Below are 17497 nucleotides of genomic sequence, written 5' to 3'. Positions count from 1 at the left end.
TCGGGGCACTCTGGCCGAAGCCGATTAACGCACTGTTAAATCCTGATGCCCCCGCCCGCCGTCGCGATTGTTGAACACAGGTTTCCCACACAATGAATTCGAGCTCCAAGCTTGCACTCAAAAAGTCTGCTCTCAAAAAGTCTGCTCTCCGCAAACCAGGCACCAAGCAATCGGTCATCAAGGCAAAGTCCTCCAGACCTTCACCCGCAAAGCCTGCGAGCAAGACCGGCAAGCTTCCGGAGTGGAACCTCGCCGACCTCTATTCCGGGATCGATGCGCCGGAAGTGGCGCGCGATCTCGCAAAGATGGATGCCGATTGCGTCGCGTTCGAGACGGACTACAAGGGCAAGCTCGCAACAGGAACAGCAAAGGAAGATGGCGGAAAATGGCTCGCAGAAGCCGTGCGACGCTATGAGGCGATCGACGACCTCGCCGGCCGGCTCGGCTCGTACGCTGGCCTCGTTCATGCCGGCGACAGCGTGGACCCCAAGATTTCAAAGTTTTACGGCGACGTTTCCGAGCGCCTGACGGCGGCATCGACGCATCTGCTGTTCTTCGCGCTCGAGCTCAACCGGATCGATGACGATATTTTGAACCGCGCGATGCAGGCCACCGAGCTCGCGCACTACCGTCCCTGGATCGAGGATCTACGCAAGGAGAAACCGTACCAGCTCGAGGACAAGCTCGAGCAGCTCTTCCTGGAGAAGGCGCAGACCGGCTATTCCGCCTTCAATCGGCTGTTCGACCAGACCATTTCGAGCCTGCGCTTCAAGGTCGGGCCCAAGGAGCTCGCGATCGAGCCGACGCTCAATCTGTTGCAGGACCGCGACGGCGCCAAGCGCAAGGCCGCGGCAGAGGCGCTCGCAAAGACCTTCAAGGCCAATGAGCGCACCTTTGCGCTGATCACCAACACTTTGGCCAAAGACAAGGACATCTCCGATAGCTGGCGCGGCTTCAAGGACGTCGCAGATTCCCGGCACCTGAACAACCGCGTCGAGCGCGAGGTGGTGGATGCGCTGGTCGCCTCGGTGCGCGCAGCCTATCCAAAATTGTCGCATCGCTACTACGCGCTGAAGGCACGCTGGTTCGGCAGGAAGCGCCTGGCCTATTGGGACCGCAACGCGCCGCTGCCTTTTGCTGCGACCGACGTGATCGGCTGGGGCGATGCGCGAAACATGGTGCTCTCCGCCTATCGCGGCTTCTCGCCCAAGATGGCTGATATCGCCGAGCGCTTCTTTGCCGACCGCTGGATCGACGCGCCGGTACGTCCGGGCAAGGCGCCGGGGGCCTTCTCGCATCCGACCACGCCGTCCGCGCACCCCTACGTGCTGATGAACTACCAGGGCAAGCCGCGCGACGTGATGACGCTCGCCCATGAGCTCGGCCATGGCGTGCATCAGGTGCTGGCGGCCAGGAACGGCGCGTTGATGGCGCCGACGCCGCTGACGCTGGCGGAGACCGCGAGCGTGTTCGGCGAGATGCTGACCTTCCGGCGGCTGCTGGCGCAGACCAGGAGCGCAAGGCAGCGCCAGGCGCTGCTCGCCGGCAAGGTCGAGGACATGATCAACACCGTGGTGCGGCAGATCGCGTTCTATTCCTTCGAGCGCGCGGTCCACACCGAACGCAAGAACGGCGAGCTCACCGCGACGCGGCTCGGCGAGATCTGGCTCTCGGTGCAGGGCGAGAGCCTTGGTCCGGCAATCGAGATCAAAGCGGGCTACGAGAACTACTGGATGTACATCCCGCACTTCATCCATTCGCCGTTCTACGTCTACGCCTATGCATTCGGCGATTGTCTCGTGAACTCGCTCTACGCCGTCTACGAGAACGCGGCCGAAGGCTTTGCCGAGCGCTATCTCGACATGCTCGCCGCCGGCGGCACCAAGCATTATTCCGAACTGCTGCGGCCGTTCGGGCTCGATGCCAAGGATCCAAAGTTCTGGGACGGCGGCCTGAGCGTCATCGCCGGCATGATCGACGAACTGGAAGCGATGGGCTGAGCCGAACCGCCTTCAGCGCTGCAGCGAGCAGGTCGGGTCGGCCGTCCGAGTGTCCCGTTGTTCCGACAACGGGGGAGGCGGGTTGTAAAGATCCCGCCATGCACATTGAACGTTTGTGCCCGGGACCGGACTAATTCTTGCAGGCGGGTTCGACCTGCAATGCAATCTGTGATCGTTGATCGTCGCGTGTGCTCGGCCAGGGAGGCGAACATGGCCAGGATCAGTGCCCCAGACCCCAAGGTGGAGCCGCCACGGGCTGTGGGGGAACAGCAGCTGTGGGGGACGCAGCACCGGAAGATCGTCAAGCGCGAGCTCGCAGCCATCAACAACCGCCGCCTAGCCCAGGGTATGGATCCCGTTGCATACCCTGGCGACGAAAAGGCGATCGACACGGTCGGCCTTGCGCTGTCAGGCGGCGGGATCCGATCCTCCGCAATCTGCCTCGGCGTCTTGCAGGCTTTCAATCACCACGGGCTCATCAAGCACATCGACTATCTGTCGACCGTATCGGGCGGCGGTTACACCGGCTGTTCGTTTACGGCGACCATGACGCGGGCGCAGAATTTCGTCTTCGGAAGCACGCCGACACCTGGAGCCGAGAGCGCAAATGAGATCAGTGACACGCCTGCGGTGGGCCATATCCGGAATTACTCGAACTATCTCGTTCCGGCCGGCGCGCGCGACCTGATCACCGGCGTCGCAATCGTCGTGCGTGGACTCGTTGCCAATCTGAGCCTGACGCTGCCGGTTGTACTGCTCGTTGCAGTGATCACGATCCTGTCCAACGCCGCACGCTCGTCACTCTATACGACCAATTTCTTCGGCCTGAGCGTCGACGACACCCACAATCTTGGTCCCCTCTCCAGCCTGGGATTGATGCCTGCCTTCTTTCTTGTCGGCCTTGTTGTCGCTTTGCTGCTTTTGTTGGTCGGGCGCCTTTTCAAAGTCGGGCGGCGCGAGCTGTTTCGGTACCTGGCCGGTCTTGCGTTTGCGATGGGTCTCATCTGTGCGATCGCCAGCTGCCTGAATGTCGATCACTTTGGCCTTTCGCTTGCAGCGGTCCTGCTCGGCCTTGCGCTTTTCTTTGGCTGGGCAGTGCTGCGATCGATTTCGTCGACCAAGGGAGGTGAATTCCGCGGCTATCCGTCGACGGTCGGCGCGACCTATCTCGTTCTGCTTGCCGCCATCTGCTTCTTCGAATTTCAGCCCTTCATGATCGCCCAGATGTTCGATGTCGCCGACGCTAACACGACTCAGTCCGGCGGCATCATTGGCGGCGTTGCAATCAAGTGGGTCCAATCGCTTGCGGCCATCACTGCGCCGGTTGCGGCGGCTGTCACGCTGTTCCGGCAGCAATTCGCCGACCTGCTGAAGGGCGCCGGCGCCTCGGACCTGGGATCACGCCTGCTCGCCCATGCGGCGAAAGCAGCCGTGCTTGTCGCGGGACTGGCGCTGCCCTTGCTGATCTGGGTCGGATATCTCTATCTTTGCTATTGGGGCATCGCGAACGACAAGACCCTCGACGCCGCCTACCGTCAATACCCCATGATCGAGGAGTGGGGAGCGGCTGGCGTGCAACCCGTGCCGCCCGCGGCCGGTGTCGATGTCAAGGGAAATGTCCAGTTTGACTCGGCGACCCGCAAGCTCTCGGCCGAAATCACCAATCGCGAAGCGAAGGTCGTCGTCTCCAAGCCGGTGGGGCCGATCTCGCACATTCCCGCATGGCTGTTTTCCGTTGCGTCATTGCAGTCCCCGGACAAATTCACTTGGTCGAAGTACCAGTTCGGCAACAGTGTCAGCTGGCGGATGATGCTGCTCTACTTCTTGTCGGGCTCGGCCATGTTCGGCCTGTCGTGGGTTCTCGGGCCGAATGCCAATTCGTTGCACCGGCTCTATCGTGATCGCCTCAGCAAGGCCTTCTTGTTCAATCCGCTCTATTACGCCGACGGGGAGCCGTCGCGGAACATGCCGAGCCTGGACCAGGGGAGGGATTTCCTTCCGCTCGACGAGGAGAAGCTGAGCGGTCTGTTACATCAGATGGTCTACGGGGTCGATCCAGCGGGAGCGATGACGGTCGCGACATCGAAAAAATGCAGCCTGGCCTCGCCATATCCCATCATCAACGCCGCGCTGAACATCCAAGGATCCGACTTCGCCAATCGGCGGGGACGGAACGCGGATTTCTTCATATTCTCGCCGCTGCACGTCGGCAGCGAGGCCACTGGCTATGCGAATACACCGGCATTCGAGAAGGTCGCGCCGGGCCTCGATCTTGCGACCGCGATGGCAATCTCCGGGGCCGCTGCTTCGTCGAACATGGGCTCGGGGTCGATCCGCTCGCTGACCCCGACCCTGGCGCTCCTCAACGTGCGCCTGGGGTACTGGTTGAAGAACCCGCGCTGGGTCTCGACAAAGGACAAGCCGCAGCACCACTCGACCCCTTTGTTTCTATGGTCTGAGATCTCGGGCCGGCTTTACGAGAATGCCGATGCGGTCTACCTGACGGACGGCGGACACATCGAGAATCTCGGTGTCTACGAGTTGTTGCGACGACGCTGCAAGGTGATCATCGCGGTTGACGCCGAAGCCGATGCACCCATGAATTTCTCATCCCTGGTGACGCTGCAGCGCTATGCGCGCATCGATCTCGGGATCATCATCGATCTGCCGTGGACGCCGATCCGCAACACCACGCTCGAGTGGATGAAGTGCAACGCAACCAAATCCCCGGCCCGGCGCACGGCGGGCGGACCGCACGTGGCGGTCGGCACCATCGACTACGGCTCGGGGGAAAAGGGGTACCTCGTGTACATCAAGTCGTCCCTGACCGGAGACGAGAACGACTACATCCGCGACTATGCACGCCGCAACGACACCTTCCCGCATGAAACCACCGGTGACCAGTTCTTCTCGGAGGAGCAGTTCGAGGTCTACCGCGCGCTGGGTTTCCACATGAGCCACGGTTTTCTCACCGAGGATGCCGGCGCGGATGCAATCGTCGTCAACGTTCCGGGAGAACGCTGCGCAAAGCGAAACTTCTGCGACAGCAAGGTGGAGCCGATCGGCGCAGTCCGCCGTGCGCTCGGCCTGCGCTGAGAGGCCTCGGCTCGTGGCATCGGAGACCGCCTCTGACGGGCGGATCACCGGTCTGAGCCGAATTCCCGCCCATTGGAATTCCAAATGACCTGATTTGCCGGGAAACCGCGCCTCCGTGCCGTTGCCCTGCCCGGAAGTTTGCGGTATCCCAGCCACGAAATTCGACTTTCGACTGGGGACAATTCATGGCTGACCATAGCGAAGTGGCGTACAGCACCGCCGACGGCAACGACTACGTTGCCCACGAGCAGACCTACGAGGGCTTCATCAAGCTGGTGAAGTACGGCACGGTCTCGGTCGCGCTTATCGTGATCCTGATGGCGATCTTCCTGACCTGATTCATCCCCTGCAGCACCGCCAGTGTCGTCGGTGCCTATAAAATTTGCAATCAAGCCGGATTGAAAACCGGTATCCAACGTTGCGGGAGTAACGCTAAGTTCGCGTGCGCGCTTCTTCCCGCGTCGCCGGAGGGCCTATGAAGATCGCCGTTGCCAAGGAAATCGATCCGTCGGAGCCGCGGGTCGCCGCTTCGCCGGATACGGTGAAGAAGTTCAAGGCGTTGGGCGCCGAGATCGCCGTCGAGCCGGGCGCCGGCCTCAAGTCGGGCCTGCCGGACTCCGAATTCACCGCCGTGGGCGCCACCGTCAGCGCCGACGCGCTGAAGGACGCCGACATCATCATCAAGGTGAAGCGCCCTGAAGCCTCCGAGTTGGCGCAGTACAAGCGCGGCGCGCTCGTCATCGCCATCATGGACCCCTACGGCAACGAGGCCGCGCTGAAGACGATCGCCGATGCCGGTGTCTCCGCCTTCGCGATGGAATTGATGCCGCGCATCACGCGCGCGCAGGTGATGGACGTGCTGTCCTCGCAGGCCAACCTCGCCGGCTACCGCGCCGTGATCGAGGGCGCCGAGGCCTTCGGACGCGCCTTCCCGATGATGATGACCGCGGCCGGCACGGTGCCCGCCGCCAAAGTGTTCGTGATGGGCGTCGGCGTCGCCGGCCTCCAGGCGATCGCGACCGCACGCCGTCTCGGCGCCGTCGTCACCGCGACCGACGTCCGGCCCGCCACCAAGGAGCAGGTCGAATCGCTCGGTGCAAAATTCCTCGCCGTCGAGGACGAGGAATTCAAGAACGCGCAGACCGCCGGCGGCTACGCCAAGGAAATGTCCAAGGAATACCAGGCCAAGCAGGCCGCGCTCACCGCCGAGCACATCAAGAAGCAGGACATCGTGATCACCACCGCGCTGATTCCGGGCCGGCCGGCGCCGAGGCTCGTCACGGCTGACATGGTCAAGTCGATGAAGCCGGGATCAGTGCTGGTCGATCTCGCCGTCGAGCGCGGCGGCAATGTCGAAGGCGTCAAGGCGGGCGAGGTCGCTGATGTCGGTGGCATCAAGATCGTCGGCTACACCAACGTCGCCGGCCGCGTCGCGGCGTCGGCCTCCAGCCTCTACGCGCGCAATTTGTTCAACTTCATCGAAACGATGGTCGACAAGACCAGCAAGGCGCTGGCCGTGAACTGGGACGACGAGCTCGTCAAAGCGACCGCGCTGACCAGGGACGGCGCCGTCATCCACCCGAACTTCCAGCCGAAAGCGTAAGGAGAGCCGCCATGGAGCATGTTGCACAGGTCGTCGACCCCTTCGTCTTCCGGCTGTCGATCTTCGTTCTCGCCGTCTTCGTCGGCTATTTCGTGGTGTGGTCGGTGACCCCGGCGCTGCATACGCCGCTGATGAGCGTGACCAATGCGATCTCCTCGGTGATCGTGGTCGGTGCGCTGCTCGCGGTCGGGGTCGGCATGATCTCGAGCGGCTCGGGCTGGGCGCGCGGCTTCGGCTTCATCGCGCTCATTTTCGCCTGCGTGAATATCTTCGGCGGCTTCCTTGTCACCCAGCGCATGCTGGCGATGTACAAGAAGAAGGTGAAGTGAGCGGCGTTCACCTCGGGGTGACAAAGACAAAGGGGACCTGAGATGAACGCCAATCTGGCTGCAGTTCTGTATCTCGTGGCAGGTGTGCTGTTCATCCTGTCGCTGCGCGGGCTGTCCAGCCCCGCCACATCGCGGCAGGGTAATTTCTTCGGCATGATCGGCATGGCGATCGCGGTCGCCACCACGCTGGCCAGCCATCCGCCGGCGGACGGCCTCGCCTGGATCCTCGTGATCCTTGGCATCGCGATCGGCGGCAGCGTCGGCGCAGTGATTGCCCGCCGGGTGCCGATGACCTCAATGCCGGAACTGGTCGCCGCGTTCCATTCGCTGGTCGGCATGGCCGCGGTGCTGGTCGCGGCCGGTGCGTTCTACGCGCCGGAGGCCTTCGACATCGGCAGCCCCGGCAACATCCATCCGCAGAGCCTGGTCGAGATGTCGCTCGGCGTCGCCATCGGCGCGCTGACCTTCACCGGCTCGGTGATCGCGTTCCTGAAGCTGTCCGCGCGCATGAGCGGTGCGCCGATCATCCTGCCGTTCCGCCACATCATCAACATTGCGCTCGCGATCGCGCTCGTCGTCTTCATCGTCGGGCTGGTCATGACGGGCAGCGCGCTCGACTTCTGGCTGATCGTCATCATCGCGCTGGCGCTCGGCGTCCTCATGATCATCCCGATCGGCGGCGCCGACATGCCGGTCGTGATTTCGATGCTTAACTCGTACTCGGGCTGGGCCGCGGCCGGCATCGGCTTCACCCTCGGCAATTCCGCGCTGATCATCACCGGCGCGCTGGTGGGATCAAGCGGCGCGATCCTGTCCTACATCATGTGCCACGCGATGAACCGCTCCTTCATCTCGGTCATTCTCGGCGGCTTCGGCGGCGAGACCGCGGCGGCCGGCGGTGGCGGCGGCGAGCAGAAGCCGGCCAAGCTCGGCTCGGCCGACGACGCAGCCTTCATCATGAAGAACGCGCAGAAGGTCATCATCGTGCCCGGCTATGGCATGGCGGTGGCACAGGCTCAGCATGCGCTGCGTGAAATGGGCGACATCCTGAAGAAAGAAGGCGTCGAGGTGAAATACGCCATTCACCCGGTCGCCGGCCGCATGCCCGGCCACATGAACGTGCTGCTGGCCGAGGCCAACGTGCCCTATGACGAGGTGTTCGAGCTCGAGGACATCAACTCCGAATTCGCGCAGGCCGATATCGCCTTCGTGATCGGCGCCAACGACGTCACCAATCCGGCGGCCGAAGAGGACAAGACCTCGCCGATCTACGGCATGCCGGTGCTCCAGGTCTGGAAGGCCGGCACCGTGATGTTCATCAAGCGCTCGCTCGCTTCCGGCTATGCCGGCATCGACAATCCGCTGTTCTATCGCGACAACACCATGATGCTGCTCGGCGACGCCAAGAAGGTCACCGAGAACATCGTCAAGGCGATGTAGCGCGGAGGCAAGCGGGCCATTGCCAATGCGACGCGCGAGCAGCGCGTCGCGTGGCACACCGCTCACCAGGCGGCGTGCGGCTGCCGTGACGTTCCGGCCCGCCTCGGGCGATGTCATGAAATTGCTGCCGAGCCGGTGCAAACCCTGAACAGGGGCCGGGTCGCGTCATCATGACCATCGTCAAATGGATCGCCATCCTGCTCGTGACCGTCTATTGCGCCGGTCTCCTCGTGCTGTATGTCAGGCAGCGCGAGATGCTGTTTCCGATCCCGCCCGTCGGTCGCACCACGCCGGACGCCGCAGGCTTCCCCGAGGCCGAAGAGCACGTCCTGACTACCTCCGATGGCGAGAATGTCATCGTCTGGCACGTGCCGGCGAAGCCAGGCCGCCCCGTGATCCTGTATTTTCCGGGCAATGGCGATTATCTCGCTGGTCGCGTCAGCCGCCTCAAGGCCATGACGGCGGACGGCACCGGCCTGGTCGCGCTGTCCTATCGCGGCTATGCCGGCTCGAGCGGGGCGCCGAGCGAGGCGGGCCTGCTGCGCGATGCCGCGGCCGCCTACGCCTTCACCACCGCGCGCTACGCGGCGGAGCGAATCGTCGCGTGGGGCTTTTCGCTCGGGACCGGCGTGGCGGTCGCGATCGCCTCGGAGCATCGTGTTGGAAAACTCATCCTGGAAGCGCCCTATACATCGACGGCCGATATTGCAGCTTCATCGTTCTGGTACGTTCCGGTCCGCCTGCTGATGCGAGATCCATTTCATTCCGACGAGCGCATCCCGCGCGTCACTGTGCCGCTATTGGTGATGCATGGCACCGATGACCTTGCCATTTCCATCGTGTTCGGAGAGCGTCTGTTCGCGCTTGCGCACGAACCGAAGGAGTTCGTTCGCTTTGCGGGCGGTGGACACGACAATCTCGATGCGTTCGGTGCGATTGAAACGGCGAGGCACTTCATTGCTTTCTAGACGGCTTGTCGTTCGGCGCGCGAGCGGGTTCATCGCCGCGATCCTCGTCGTGTTGTTGCCACAGCACGCATGGGCGGCGACCGGGCTCGACGGCGCGGCGATGCGCTGGCCGTATGCGCTGCCCTTTGCCGGCCTCCTGCTGTCGATCGCTCTCGGGCCGCTGCTGTTTGCAAAAGTCTGGCACCATCATTACGGCAAGATCGCCGCGGCCTGGTCGCTGCTGGCACTCGCCTCGCTCGTCATCCTGGCCGGGAGCATGGCGACGTTGGCGGCGCTCGTTCACGCCATGCTCGCCGAATATCTCGGCTTCATCGTGCTGCTGTTCTCGCTCTATGTCGTGGCTGGCGGCATTCTCGTGACGGGCGACATCAAGGCGACGTCGGCATCAAATGCCGGCATCCTCGCGCTCGGTACGGTGATGGCGAGTGTCGTCGGCACCACGGGGGCGGCCATGATCCTGATCCGCCCTCTGATCCGCGCCAACCGACCGCGGCGCTACAACGCCCATGTCGTCATCTTCTTCATCATCCTGGTCGCCAATGTCGGTGGCGCGCTGAGCCCGCTCGGCGATCCCCCGCTGTTCGTCGGCTTCCTGCATGGTGTCGACTTCTTCTGGACCACGCGGACCATCTGGCTGCAGACGGCGATCGTTGCCGGACTGCTGCTCGCGATCTTCGTCGTCATCGACGTCTGGCGCTTCCGCAGCGAACCCTTGCTCGGCGCCGCCGGCGCCGCGAAGCCGGTCCGCATCCGCGGCCTCGTCAACCTGGTGCTGATTGCAGCCATCGTCGCGAGCCTGCTGGCCTCGGCGATGTGGAAGCCCGGCATCGCTTTCGACATTCTCGGAACCAGGCTGGAGCTGGAAGATATCGCCCGCAACGCGGCGCTGCTGGCCATAGCGGGCCTGTCGGTGTGGTTGACGCCGGACGAGCACCGGCAGGCCAACGGCTTCACCTGGGAGCCGATCCGCGAAGTCGCAAAGCTGTTCGCCGGCATTTTCATCGCGATCATCCCGGTCATCGCCATGCTCGATGCCGGCCATCACGGCGCGTTCGCCTGGCTGTTGTCGGCCGTGACCGCTCCGGACGGCACGCCGCGCGAGGTTGCCTATTTCTGGTTCACCGGTCTGATGTCGGCGTTCCTCGACAATGCGCCGACCTATCTGTTGTTCTTCGAGCTCGCCGGCGGCGACCCGCAGATGCTGATGCACGAACTCTCGGGCACGCTCGCCTCCATCTCCATGGGCGCAGTCTACATGGGCGCGCTTACCTATATCGGCAATGCGCCGAATTTCATGGTGAGCAGCATCGCCAGCGAGAACGGCATCGAGATGCCGAGCTTCTTCGGTTATTTCCTGCGCGCCAGCGCGGTGCTGATCCCGCTGTTCGTGCTGCTGACGCTGCTGCCGTTCGCTCCGATCCTGCGCTGGCATTGAATCTGCCGCGCGATTGCTACTGCTCGGCTGAGACAATTGGAGCCGATGGATGAGCGCGCACAATCCGACGCCTCGATCGGCCTGGATCTTTCCGGCGCTGGCCGTGCGAGGCGCATCTGTCGGGCCGGGCCTTGGTGCTCAGCGTCGTGCTGCTGCTGATTGCGCTGCTGGCGGTCGTGTTGCTGTCCAAGAAATTCTCGCTGGTGGTCGATGCCGTCGCGGCCAGGATCGGCGCGCCGCCTGCCTTTGCTCCTGACCTTCTTCCTGAGCATGCTGACCTTCGGTACGGGCAGGACCAATGTCCTGTTCGGGCTGGTCCATAAGGTGGTATTTGCCGTCTACGTGTTCGTGGTTTTCGTGCCCTGAACCGGTTTTCCGGATATGCCCCAGGAGAGTTCCGATGCTTGCCGCCGAGTCCGAGGTTCAGGTCGACAATGAGCAGGTTCGGGTGACCGAGTGGCGGCTCGCGCCAAACAGCGCCACCGGGCATCACACCCATGGCATGGACTACGTCATTGTTCCCGTGGTCGGAGGGGAAATGACCATCGTGGCGCCCGATGGCGAGCGGTCCAAAGCACAGCTTGCGGCCGGGAAATCCTATTTTCGCAAGGCCGGCGTCCAGCACGACGTGCTTAACGAAACCGCAACCGAGATCGTGTTCCTTGAGGTTGAGCTGAAGTCGTAAGTCCGGCGTACCCCTTTGCCATTGATCCGTCGCAGTTGATCCCTCACTATGCCTCAAAGTTCCCGCATCAGATCGCGCGGGGAGTGGCCGGAATGCTGAAATACATCGCTAAAATCTCGATGGACATCTTCCCCTCGGTGCTCGCAACGATCATCGGGGCGTATATCGTTAATCATTACATCAACGCCAAGCCGGCGGCGGATGCGCCCGCGGCCGTGACGGCGCCCGCCGAGGCCGGCAAGAACGGCAAGCCCGCCGATGTGGCCAACCTCCCCGCGCCCGGCGTCAAGGCCAAGGGCATCTCCGAGAAGAACGTGACGGACAAGCCGGCGGCCGAGAAGGCTGCCGATCATCCGGGCGCGGAGTCGAAGACCTCGACGGCGGACGTGGCACCGGCCGAGGCCGCCCCGCGCGGCAAGCCGTCCGGTCGCGAGAAGGCAGTCGCCAAGTCCACGCCGGCCGTCAGTGCAGCCGCTCCCGCCGCCCCGGTGGTGGAGGCCAATTCGGCGCCCGCTGCTGCCGCGCCGGCCGCAACCCCCGACGCCAACGATCTCGTGCGCGCCGCGATCGAGCGCCTGCGCAAGTCGCCTGAGAGCAAAGCGGCTGAGGCCAAAGCTTCCGACACAAAGGCTGCCGACACAAAGGCTTCCGACAATAAGTCTTCCGAGACCAAGGCGCCCGAGAAGACTCAGGAGCCTGCGGTGCGTGAAGCCGCCCGCACTCCGGAGGCCCCGCGTATCATTCCCGTGGATACGTCATCGGTGCGTCCGTTGCCGCCGCCGATCACGGTCTCGACACCCGCAGCCGAGGCCTATGGCAATGGCGGCTCGTCGCAGCCGAGCCCGCCCTACACGGCGTCGGTCGGCAACGAGAACCCGAATCGGCTGACGCCGCCGGCTGATATTCCGGTCCCGATGATTGCGCCCCCGCTCGATCTGCGCGCCGATGCCGGCGCGTCGATGCCGCGGCCGAAGACCAATGTCGCCGACGACATGCTGTCGGGCGTTAAGTCCATGTTCCACTCCGTTCTGCCGAAGAGCGTCACCCCGGATTAAGACGGCGCCCGCGCTGCGCCAGACTCGTCAGCCGCCGACGCGGGCGAGGCCGCTGCGGGCGGCGTCGTCGCGTGGGCGAAGCGAGACCGCCTTGGTGTAGGACGCCGCCGCCTTGGTCCTGTCGCCCAGCCGTTCATAGGCTTGCCCGCGTATGGTCCAGACTTGGGCATTGTGGGGATCGGCCTCGGAAGCCTCATCCAGATCGGCCGCGGCCTCCTTGACCTTGCCGACGGCGAGATAACTGGTGGCGCGGCCGAGCAGCGGCTCGACCTTCTGCGGGTTAAGGCCGCTCGCGGCACTGAAATCGGCGATGGCGAAGTCGTGCTGGTTCTTGCCCTGGTAGATCAGGGCGCGGCCATAGAGCGCCTGCGCGTTGTACGGATCGAGTCCGACCGCGTGATTGAATTCATCGAGCGCGGCCGCCGTCTCGCCGGACTTTGCCAGAGCCTGGGCCTTTGCCGTATGGGCTTGGGCTTCGCTGACATTGCCGGCGCTGACCACGTTCTCAGCGGTCGTGGCCGCCTTGGGTGCCTCCTGCGGCTTCTCCTTCTCCGGCGTCAGCGACCCCAGGTCGAAGGAGCAGCCGCATAGCGAAATCCCCATCAAGGCCAGCGCAAACGGCTGCTGCAAGATCTGCCGTAGCCGCGCCAAGCCGCGCTTGGGGAGAGGGGAGGCCATCTACGGTTCGCTCGCGCTAGTGCCGCATCGGTAGTGCCCCATCCCAGCAAGGCACCGCTCACAAAACAATAACGCGGGCCAGGGGCCCGCGTCATCGAAAACTGAAATCTCTCAAGTCGGGTAAATCAGCGCGGTCCGCGCGGACCAGCACTTGCACCTGCGCCTGCACCCGGGCCGCCGCGACCGCCACGATCACCGCCGGGGCCAGCACCGAACACCGGCTTCGGCTTCATCGGCAGCAGGCCTTCGCGCTGCAGCTTCTTGCGGGCCAGCTTGCGTGCGCGACGCACGGCTTCGGCCTTTTCACGGGCCTTCTTCTCGGAGGGCTTTTCGTAGTGACCGCGGAGCTTCATCTCGCGGAAAATACCCTCGCGCTGCATCTTCTTCTTCAGCGCCTTGAGGGCTTGATCGACATTGTTATCGCGAACGAGAACCTGCACGCGGCATCCTCTTCAGTGGATCGGATTTGAATTCTGGTAAGTCAAAGGGGATGGCGAAACGCACAAGCCCTTAACCTTGAGGGCGCGGATGTATCAGACAAAACTTGGGATGTCCACCGGCCAAGCGGGTTTTCGGGCCAAGTTCAGCCATTAAATGAGGCAAAATACCTCTGTGCGGCCCTGATTTGGGAGATTTGACGCCAAGGGTGGGGCCGTTTCCGGAGCTTTGTTCCGGAATCTTTGAAAGCAGGGGACGACACATGGATATGAAGAAATACGCGGCCGAAGCTATCGGTACCTTTTGGCTCACATTCGCAGGTTGCGGAAGTGCGGTGATCGCAGCCGGCTTTCCGCAGGTTGGCATCGGTCTGGTCGGTGTCTCCCTCGCGTTCGGACTGAGCGTGGTCACCATGGCCTATGCGATCGGCCACATCTCAGGCTGTCATCTCAATCCGGCCGTCACTGTCGGTCTTGCCGCCGGCGGACGTTTTCCGGCCGGACAGATCCTGCCTTATGTGATTGCGCAGGTCGCCGGCGCGATCGTGGCCGCGTGGCTGCTCTACGTCATCGCAAGCGGAGCTCCCGGCTTCGACGTCAGCAAGGGGTTCGCGTCCAACGGGTACGATGCCCATTCTCCCGGCCAGTACAGCATGATCGTGTGCTTCCTCACCGAGGTGGTCATGACCATGATGTTCCTGTTCATCATCATGGGCGCGACTCACGGCCGCGCGCCCGCCGGCTTTGCGCCGCTGGCGATCGGGCTCGCGCTGGTGATGATCCATCTCGTCAGCATCCCCGTCACCAACACCTCCGTGAACCCGGCGCGTAGCACGGGGCCCGCGCTGTTCGTCGGCGGCTGGGCGCTGTCGCAGCTCTGGTTGTTCTGGGTTGCGCCACTGATCGGCGGCGCGCTGGGCGGGGTGATCTATCGTTGGCTCAGCGAAGAGCCCACTGGCGTCGTCGCGGGCGCGAAGACGGCATAACTGCAAAGCGGGATCGCGGCATGCGCCGCGGTCCCGTTATTTGCCGGTCGTGGGTCGCACTTCGGTGACATGTCCCATCTTGCGGCCCGGACGCGGCGCGCCCTTGCCGTAGATGTGCACCGTTGCGCCCGCGACGCTCAGCCACTTGTCATATTCGTTGATCTCGTCGCCGATCAGATTGGTCATGGTGACGACTTCGCCGTGGCGCACGGGCTTGCCGAGGGGCCAGCCGGCAATGGCGCGGATGTGCTGCTCGAACTGCGAGACGGACGCACCGTCGAGCGTCCAATGTCCGGAATTGTGCACGCGCGGAGCGATCTCGTTGACCAGCACCTTGGGTCCGGTGCCGTTGGCGAGCACGAACATCTCGACGGCAAGCACGCCGACATAATCGAGCGCGCCCGCGATCTTGCCGGCGATACTGCGCGCTTCCTCGGCGAGCACGTCCGGGATCCGGGCGGGCGCACGGGAGATCTTCAGGATGTGGTCGCGGTGCTCGTTTTCGGTGACGTCGAAACACTCGACCTGGCCCGTGGCCGAGCGGGCGGCGATCACGGAAATCTCACGCTCGTACGGCACGAAGGCTTCCAGGATGGCCGATTTGGTGGCGAGACTGGTCCACACTTTCGCGACGTCGTCGCCCTCGCGGATGATGGCCTGGCCCTTGCCGTCATAGCCGAAGCGACGGGTCTTCAGCACCGCCGGAAGGCCGATCCTGGCGATCGCCTCGCGCAATGACGGGACCGAGGTGACGTCGGCGTAGGCTGCGGTGCCGATGCCCAGCCGCGTCACGAAATCCTTCTCGGCGAGCCGGTCCTGGGTGGTCTCGAGGATCTTGCGGTTGGGCAGCACCGGGCGGCGCGCATCCAGCACCATCGCGGCCGCGGACGGCACGTTCTCAAATTCGTAGGTGATGACGTCGACGTCGTTGGCGAACAGCTCGAGTGCTTCGACATCGGCATATTCGGCGCAGGTCGCATTCAGGACGACGTCGAAGGCCGGTGAGTCCGGATCGGGCGAGAACACCTGGCAGCGCAGGCCAAGCCGGGCCGCCGCCATGGCCAGCATCCGCCCCAATTGTCCGCCGCCGAGGATGCCAATGGTGTCGCCGGGCTTCAGCTTCACCTGCTTTGCGTCAGTCACGCCTTGTCCTCCGGGCGCTCGGCCACGGCCTCGGTCTGCGCCTTGCGCCAGGCGGCGAGGCGATCGGACAAGGCCGGGTCGGACAAGGCCAGCACGGCCGCCGCCAGCAACGCCGCATTGATGGCGCCCGCCTTGCCGATGGCGAGGGTGCCGACCGGGATGCCTGCGGGCATCTGGACGATCGAATAGAGCGAATCGATGCCCTTGAGCGTCCTGGATTCGATGGGGACGCCGAACACGGGCAATTCCGTCAGAGCCGCCGCCATGCCGGGCAGGTGGGCTGCGCCACCCGCGCCGGCGATGATGACCTTGTAACCAGCCGTCTTGGCGCCTTTGGCGAACGTAAACAGCCGGTCGGGGGTGCGGTGGGCCGAAACGATGCGGGTGTCGGCGGCAACGCCGAGCCCTGCGAGCGTGTCGGCGGCATGCCGCATCGTGTCCCAGTCCGACTGGCTTCCCATGATGATGGCGATCGGCGCGGTCATGACGTGAATTGTTCTCGAAAAACAGAAAGATAGGCCAGACTAAAGGTTCCGGCCGGTGGCTCGCAAGGCGGTGGCAAGGAGAAGGGAATGAACTATCCTGTCTTGGTGAATCCCCGCAAGCCTTCATTGAGCAGGATGCCCATGAAGAAACCAAAAAGGGCAAGCGCTGCGAAGGCCAAAAAGGGCCCGAAGCCCAGTGCCGGCCGCTCCAAAGTTGCTCTCAAGCGTCCGGCCAAGCGTCGGATCAAGGGTCCGGCGCGGCGTCCGACCAGGCCGTCGCAGCGGGCAGCGTCTGCCGATGACGGGGCCAAAGCGGCCATCGAGCCGGCCATCAACGCGACCATCCGCGAGCTCCGGAGCAAGCTCAGGGGGGCGCTGCGGCGGGTCGCGGAGCTCGAGGCGGCTGCCGACACCGATTTCCTGCTCGAAATTCCGAACCGGCGCGGCTTCGAACGCGAGCTCGCCCGCGCCGTCGCCTACATGAAGCGCTACCGCGCCAGCGGGGCGCTGATCGTGCTCGACGTCGATCGGTTGAAGCCGATCAACGATTCCTTCGGCCATGCGGCCGGCGACGAGGTCCTGAAGGCGATTGCCACCACGCTGACGCGGCAGATCCGCGCTTCGGACGTGGTCGGCCGGCTCGGCGGCGACGAGTTCGCGCTGCTGCTCTGGAATCTCAGCGAGACCGACGCCAAGGCGAAGGCCGCGGCTTTCGAGCAGGCCATCGACGAATTGTCCTTTGTCTTTCGCGGCCAGCACGTGAGCGCGGGCGCTTCCGCCGGCGTCGCCCTGCTCGGAGTGCAATCCGACGCCACGCGCGCCCTGGAGGAGGCCGATGCCGCGATGTATGTGCGCAAGGCGCACCGGCGGCACGAGCCGCACATCAGGCTCGTCAGCAGCTAGTTAAAGCGTGCCGAGGTCTTTCGGTACGTCGCCGAAGCTGCGGAGCAGTTTTGCGTCCCCGAATTCGCCGGTCATGGGATCGCCGCTGCGGCTGAACGCGACCGCGCCGGTGTGGCCGGCGCCGTGCGACATAATCTCGGCGCGCCGTAGCGCGGCCGCCGCGCTCTGGCATTCCTCGGCCGCACCCGCGACCGGCGATCCGTCCTCGTCGGTCAGGAAAGGTAATGCAACGTAATAGGTGACATCGGACATGG

The 17497-nt window shown here is 64.0% G+C and carries 17 protein-coding genes and 1 pseudogene; 13 read left to right on the top strand and 5 right to left on the bottom strand.

Going from position 1 to position 17497, the window contains the following annotated elements:
* The first annotated feature begins 92 nt into the window (after positions 1-92).
* The 11 genes and pseudogenes from IVB36_RS23770 (at position 93) to IVB36_RS23720 (ending at position 12611) form a co-directional block, all read left to right on the top strand.
* A complete protein-coding gene (locus IVB36_RS23770) occupies positions 93-2000 on the top strand; it encodes a M3 family oligoendopeptidase (protein ID WP_018453809.1) in 1908 nt (635 codons plus the stop codon).
* Between the two features lie 210 nt (positions 2001-2210).
* On the top strand, positions 2211-5096 hold the full coding sequence (locus tag IVB36_RS23765) for a cell division protein (RefSeq protein WP_026232600.1): 2886 nt from the start codon (positions 2211-2213) through the stop codon (positions 5094-5096).
* Positions 5097-5281: 185 nt separating this feature from the next.
* Positions 5282-5434 (top strand): aa3-type cytochrome c oxidase subunit IV, encoded by a 153-nt coding sequence (locus tag IVB36_RS23760; protein WP_007596280.1) that lies wholly within the window; start codon positions 5282-5284, stop codon positions 5432-5434.
* A 137-nt stretch (positions 5435-5571) separates the two neighbouring features.
* Entirely contained in the window at positions 5572-6699 is a 1128-nt protein-coding gene (locus tag IVB36_RS23755; protein ID WP_018453811.1) for a Re/Si-specific NAD(P)(+) transhydrogenase subunit alpha, read from the top strand.
* Positions 6700-6710: 11 nt separating this feature from the next.
* Positions 6711-7028, top strand: coding sequence for a proton-translocating transhydrogenase family protein (locus IVB36_RS23750; RefSeq protein WP_018453812.1), 318 nt, complete (start codon positions 6711-6713; stop codon positions 7026-7028).
* Positions 7029-7070: 42 nt separating this feature from the next.
* Positions 7071-8468, top strand: coding sequence for an NAD(P)(+) transhydrogenase (Re/Si-specific) subunit beta (locus IVB36_RS23745; protein ID WP_018453813.1), 1398 nt, complete (start codon positions 7071-7073; stop codon positions 8466-8468).
* Between the two features lie 170 nt (positions 8469-8638).
* On the top strand, positions 8639-9436 hold the full coding sequence (locus IVB36_RS23740; RefSeq protein ID WP_018453814.1) for an alpha/beta hydrolase: 798 nt from the start codon (positions 8639-8641) through the stop codon (positions 9434-9436).
* Positions 9390-10871, top strand: coding sequence for a sodium:proton antiporter (locus tag IVB36_RS23735; protein WP_026232601.1), 1482 nt, complete (start codon positions 9390-9392; stop codon positions 10869-10871). The genes IVB36_RS23740 and IVB36_RS23735 overlap by 47 nt, the downstream gene beginning before the upstream one ends.
* A 110-nt stretch (positions 10872-10981) precedes the next feature.
* Positions 10982-11237: pseudogene (locus tag IVB36_RS23730) on the top strand (ionic transporter y4hA); the annotation flags it as partial.
* A 34-nt stretch (positions 11238-11271) separates the two neighbouring features.
* On the top strand, positions 11272-11556 hold the full coding sequence (locus IVB36_RS23725; protein WP_018453817.1) for a cupin domain-containing protein: 285 nt from the start codon (positions 11272-11274) through the stop codon (positions 11554-11556).
* 92 nt (positions 11557-11648) lie between these two features.
* Positions 11649-12611, top strand: coding sequence for a hypothetical protein (locus IVB36_RS23720; protein ID WP_018453818.1), 963 nt, complete (start codon positions 11649-11651; stop codon positions 12609-12611).
* Positions 12612-12638: 27 nt separating this feature from the next.
* Here IVB36_RS23720 and IVB36_RS23715 read toward each other — a convergent pair whose 3' ends face one another.
* Both IVB36_RS23715 and rpsU read right to left on the bottom strand, forming a co-directional pair.
* Entirely contained in the window at positions 12639-13289 is a 651-nt protein-coding gene (locus IVB36_RS23715) for a tetratricopeptide repeat protein (protein ID WP_026232602.1), read from the bottom strand.
* A 125-nt stretch (positions 13290-13414) separates the two neighbouring features.
* A complete protein-coding gene (rpsU, locus tag IVB36_RS23710; protein ID WP_007614218.1) occupies positions 13415-13729 on the bottom strand; it encodes a 30S ribosomal protein S21 in 315 nt (104 codons plus the stop codon).
* 260 nt (positions 13730-13989) lie between these two features.
* Here rpsU and aqpZ point away from each other — a divergent pair, with 260 nt between their 5' ends.
* Positions 13990-14712 (top strand): aquaporin Z, encoded by a 723-nt coding sequence (gene aqpZ, locus IVB36_RS23705; RefSeq protein ID WP_018453820.1) that lies wholly within the window; start codon positions 13990-13992, stop codon positions 14710-14712.
* A 36-nt stretch (positions 14713-14748) separates the two neighbouring features.
* Here the strand turns inward: aqpZ and IVB36_RS23700 are convergent, their stop codons facing one another.
* Together IVB36_RS23700 and purE are read right to left on the bottom strand one after the other, a co-directional pair.
* Positions 14749-15855, bottom strand: coding sequence for a 5-(carboxyamino)imidazole ribonucleotide synthase (locus IVB36_RS23700; protein ID WP_018453821.1), 1107 nt, complete (start codon positions 15853-15855; stop codon positions 14749-14751).
* Positions 15852-16340: a 5-(carboxyamino)imidazole ribonucleotide mutase gene (purE, locus tag IVB36_RS23695; RefSeq protein WP_007614214.1), complete on the bottom strand. Its 489-nt coding sequence runs from the start codon at positions 16338-16340 to the stop codon at positions 15852-15854. The genes IVB36_RS23700 and purE overlap by 4 nt, the downstream gene beginning before the upstream one ends.
* Before the next feature lie 141 nt (positions 16341-16481).
* Between purE and IVB36_RS23690 the strand changes: the two genes are divergently transcribed.
* Positions 16482-17243 (top strand): GGDEF domain-containing protein, encoded by a 762-nt coding sequence (locus IVB36_RS23690; RefSeq protein WP_018453822.1) that lies wholly within the window; start codon positions 16482-16484, stop codon positions 17241-17243.
* Here the strand turns inward: IVB36_RS23690 and IVB36_RS23685 are convergent, their stop codons facing one another.
* A complete protein-coding gene (locus tag IVB36_RS23685; protein ID WP_007614211.1) occupies positions 17244-17495 on the bottom strand; it encodes a hypothetical protein in 252 nt (83 codons plus the stop codon).
* Between the last annotated feature and the right edge of the window lie 2 nt (positions 17496-17497).

This window comes from Bradyrhizobium sp. 35, from assembly GCF_023073215.1.
Classification (GTDB): Bacteria; Pseudomonadota; Alphaproteobacteria; order Rhizobiales; family Xanthobacteraceae; genus Bradyrhizobium; species Bradyrhizobium canariense_D.
Note: the sequence above shows the minus strand (reverse complement) of the source record. Positions and strands in the feature narration are given on the sequence as shown.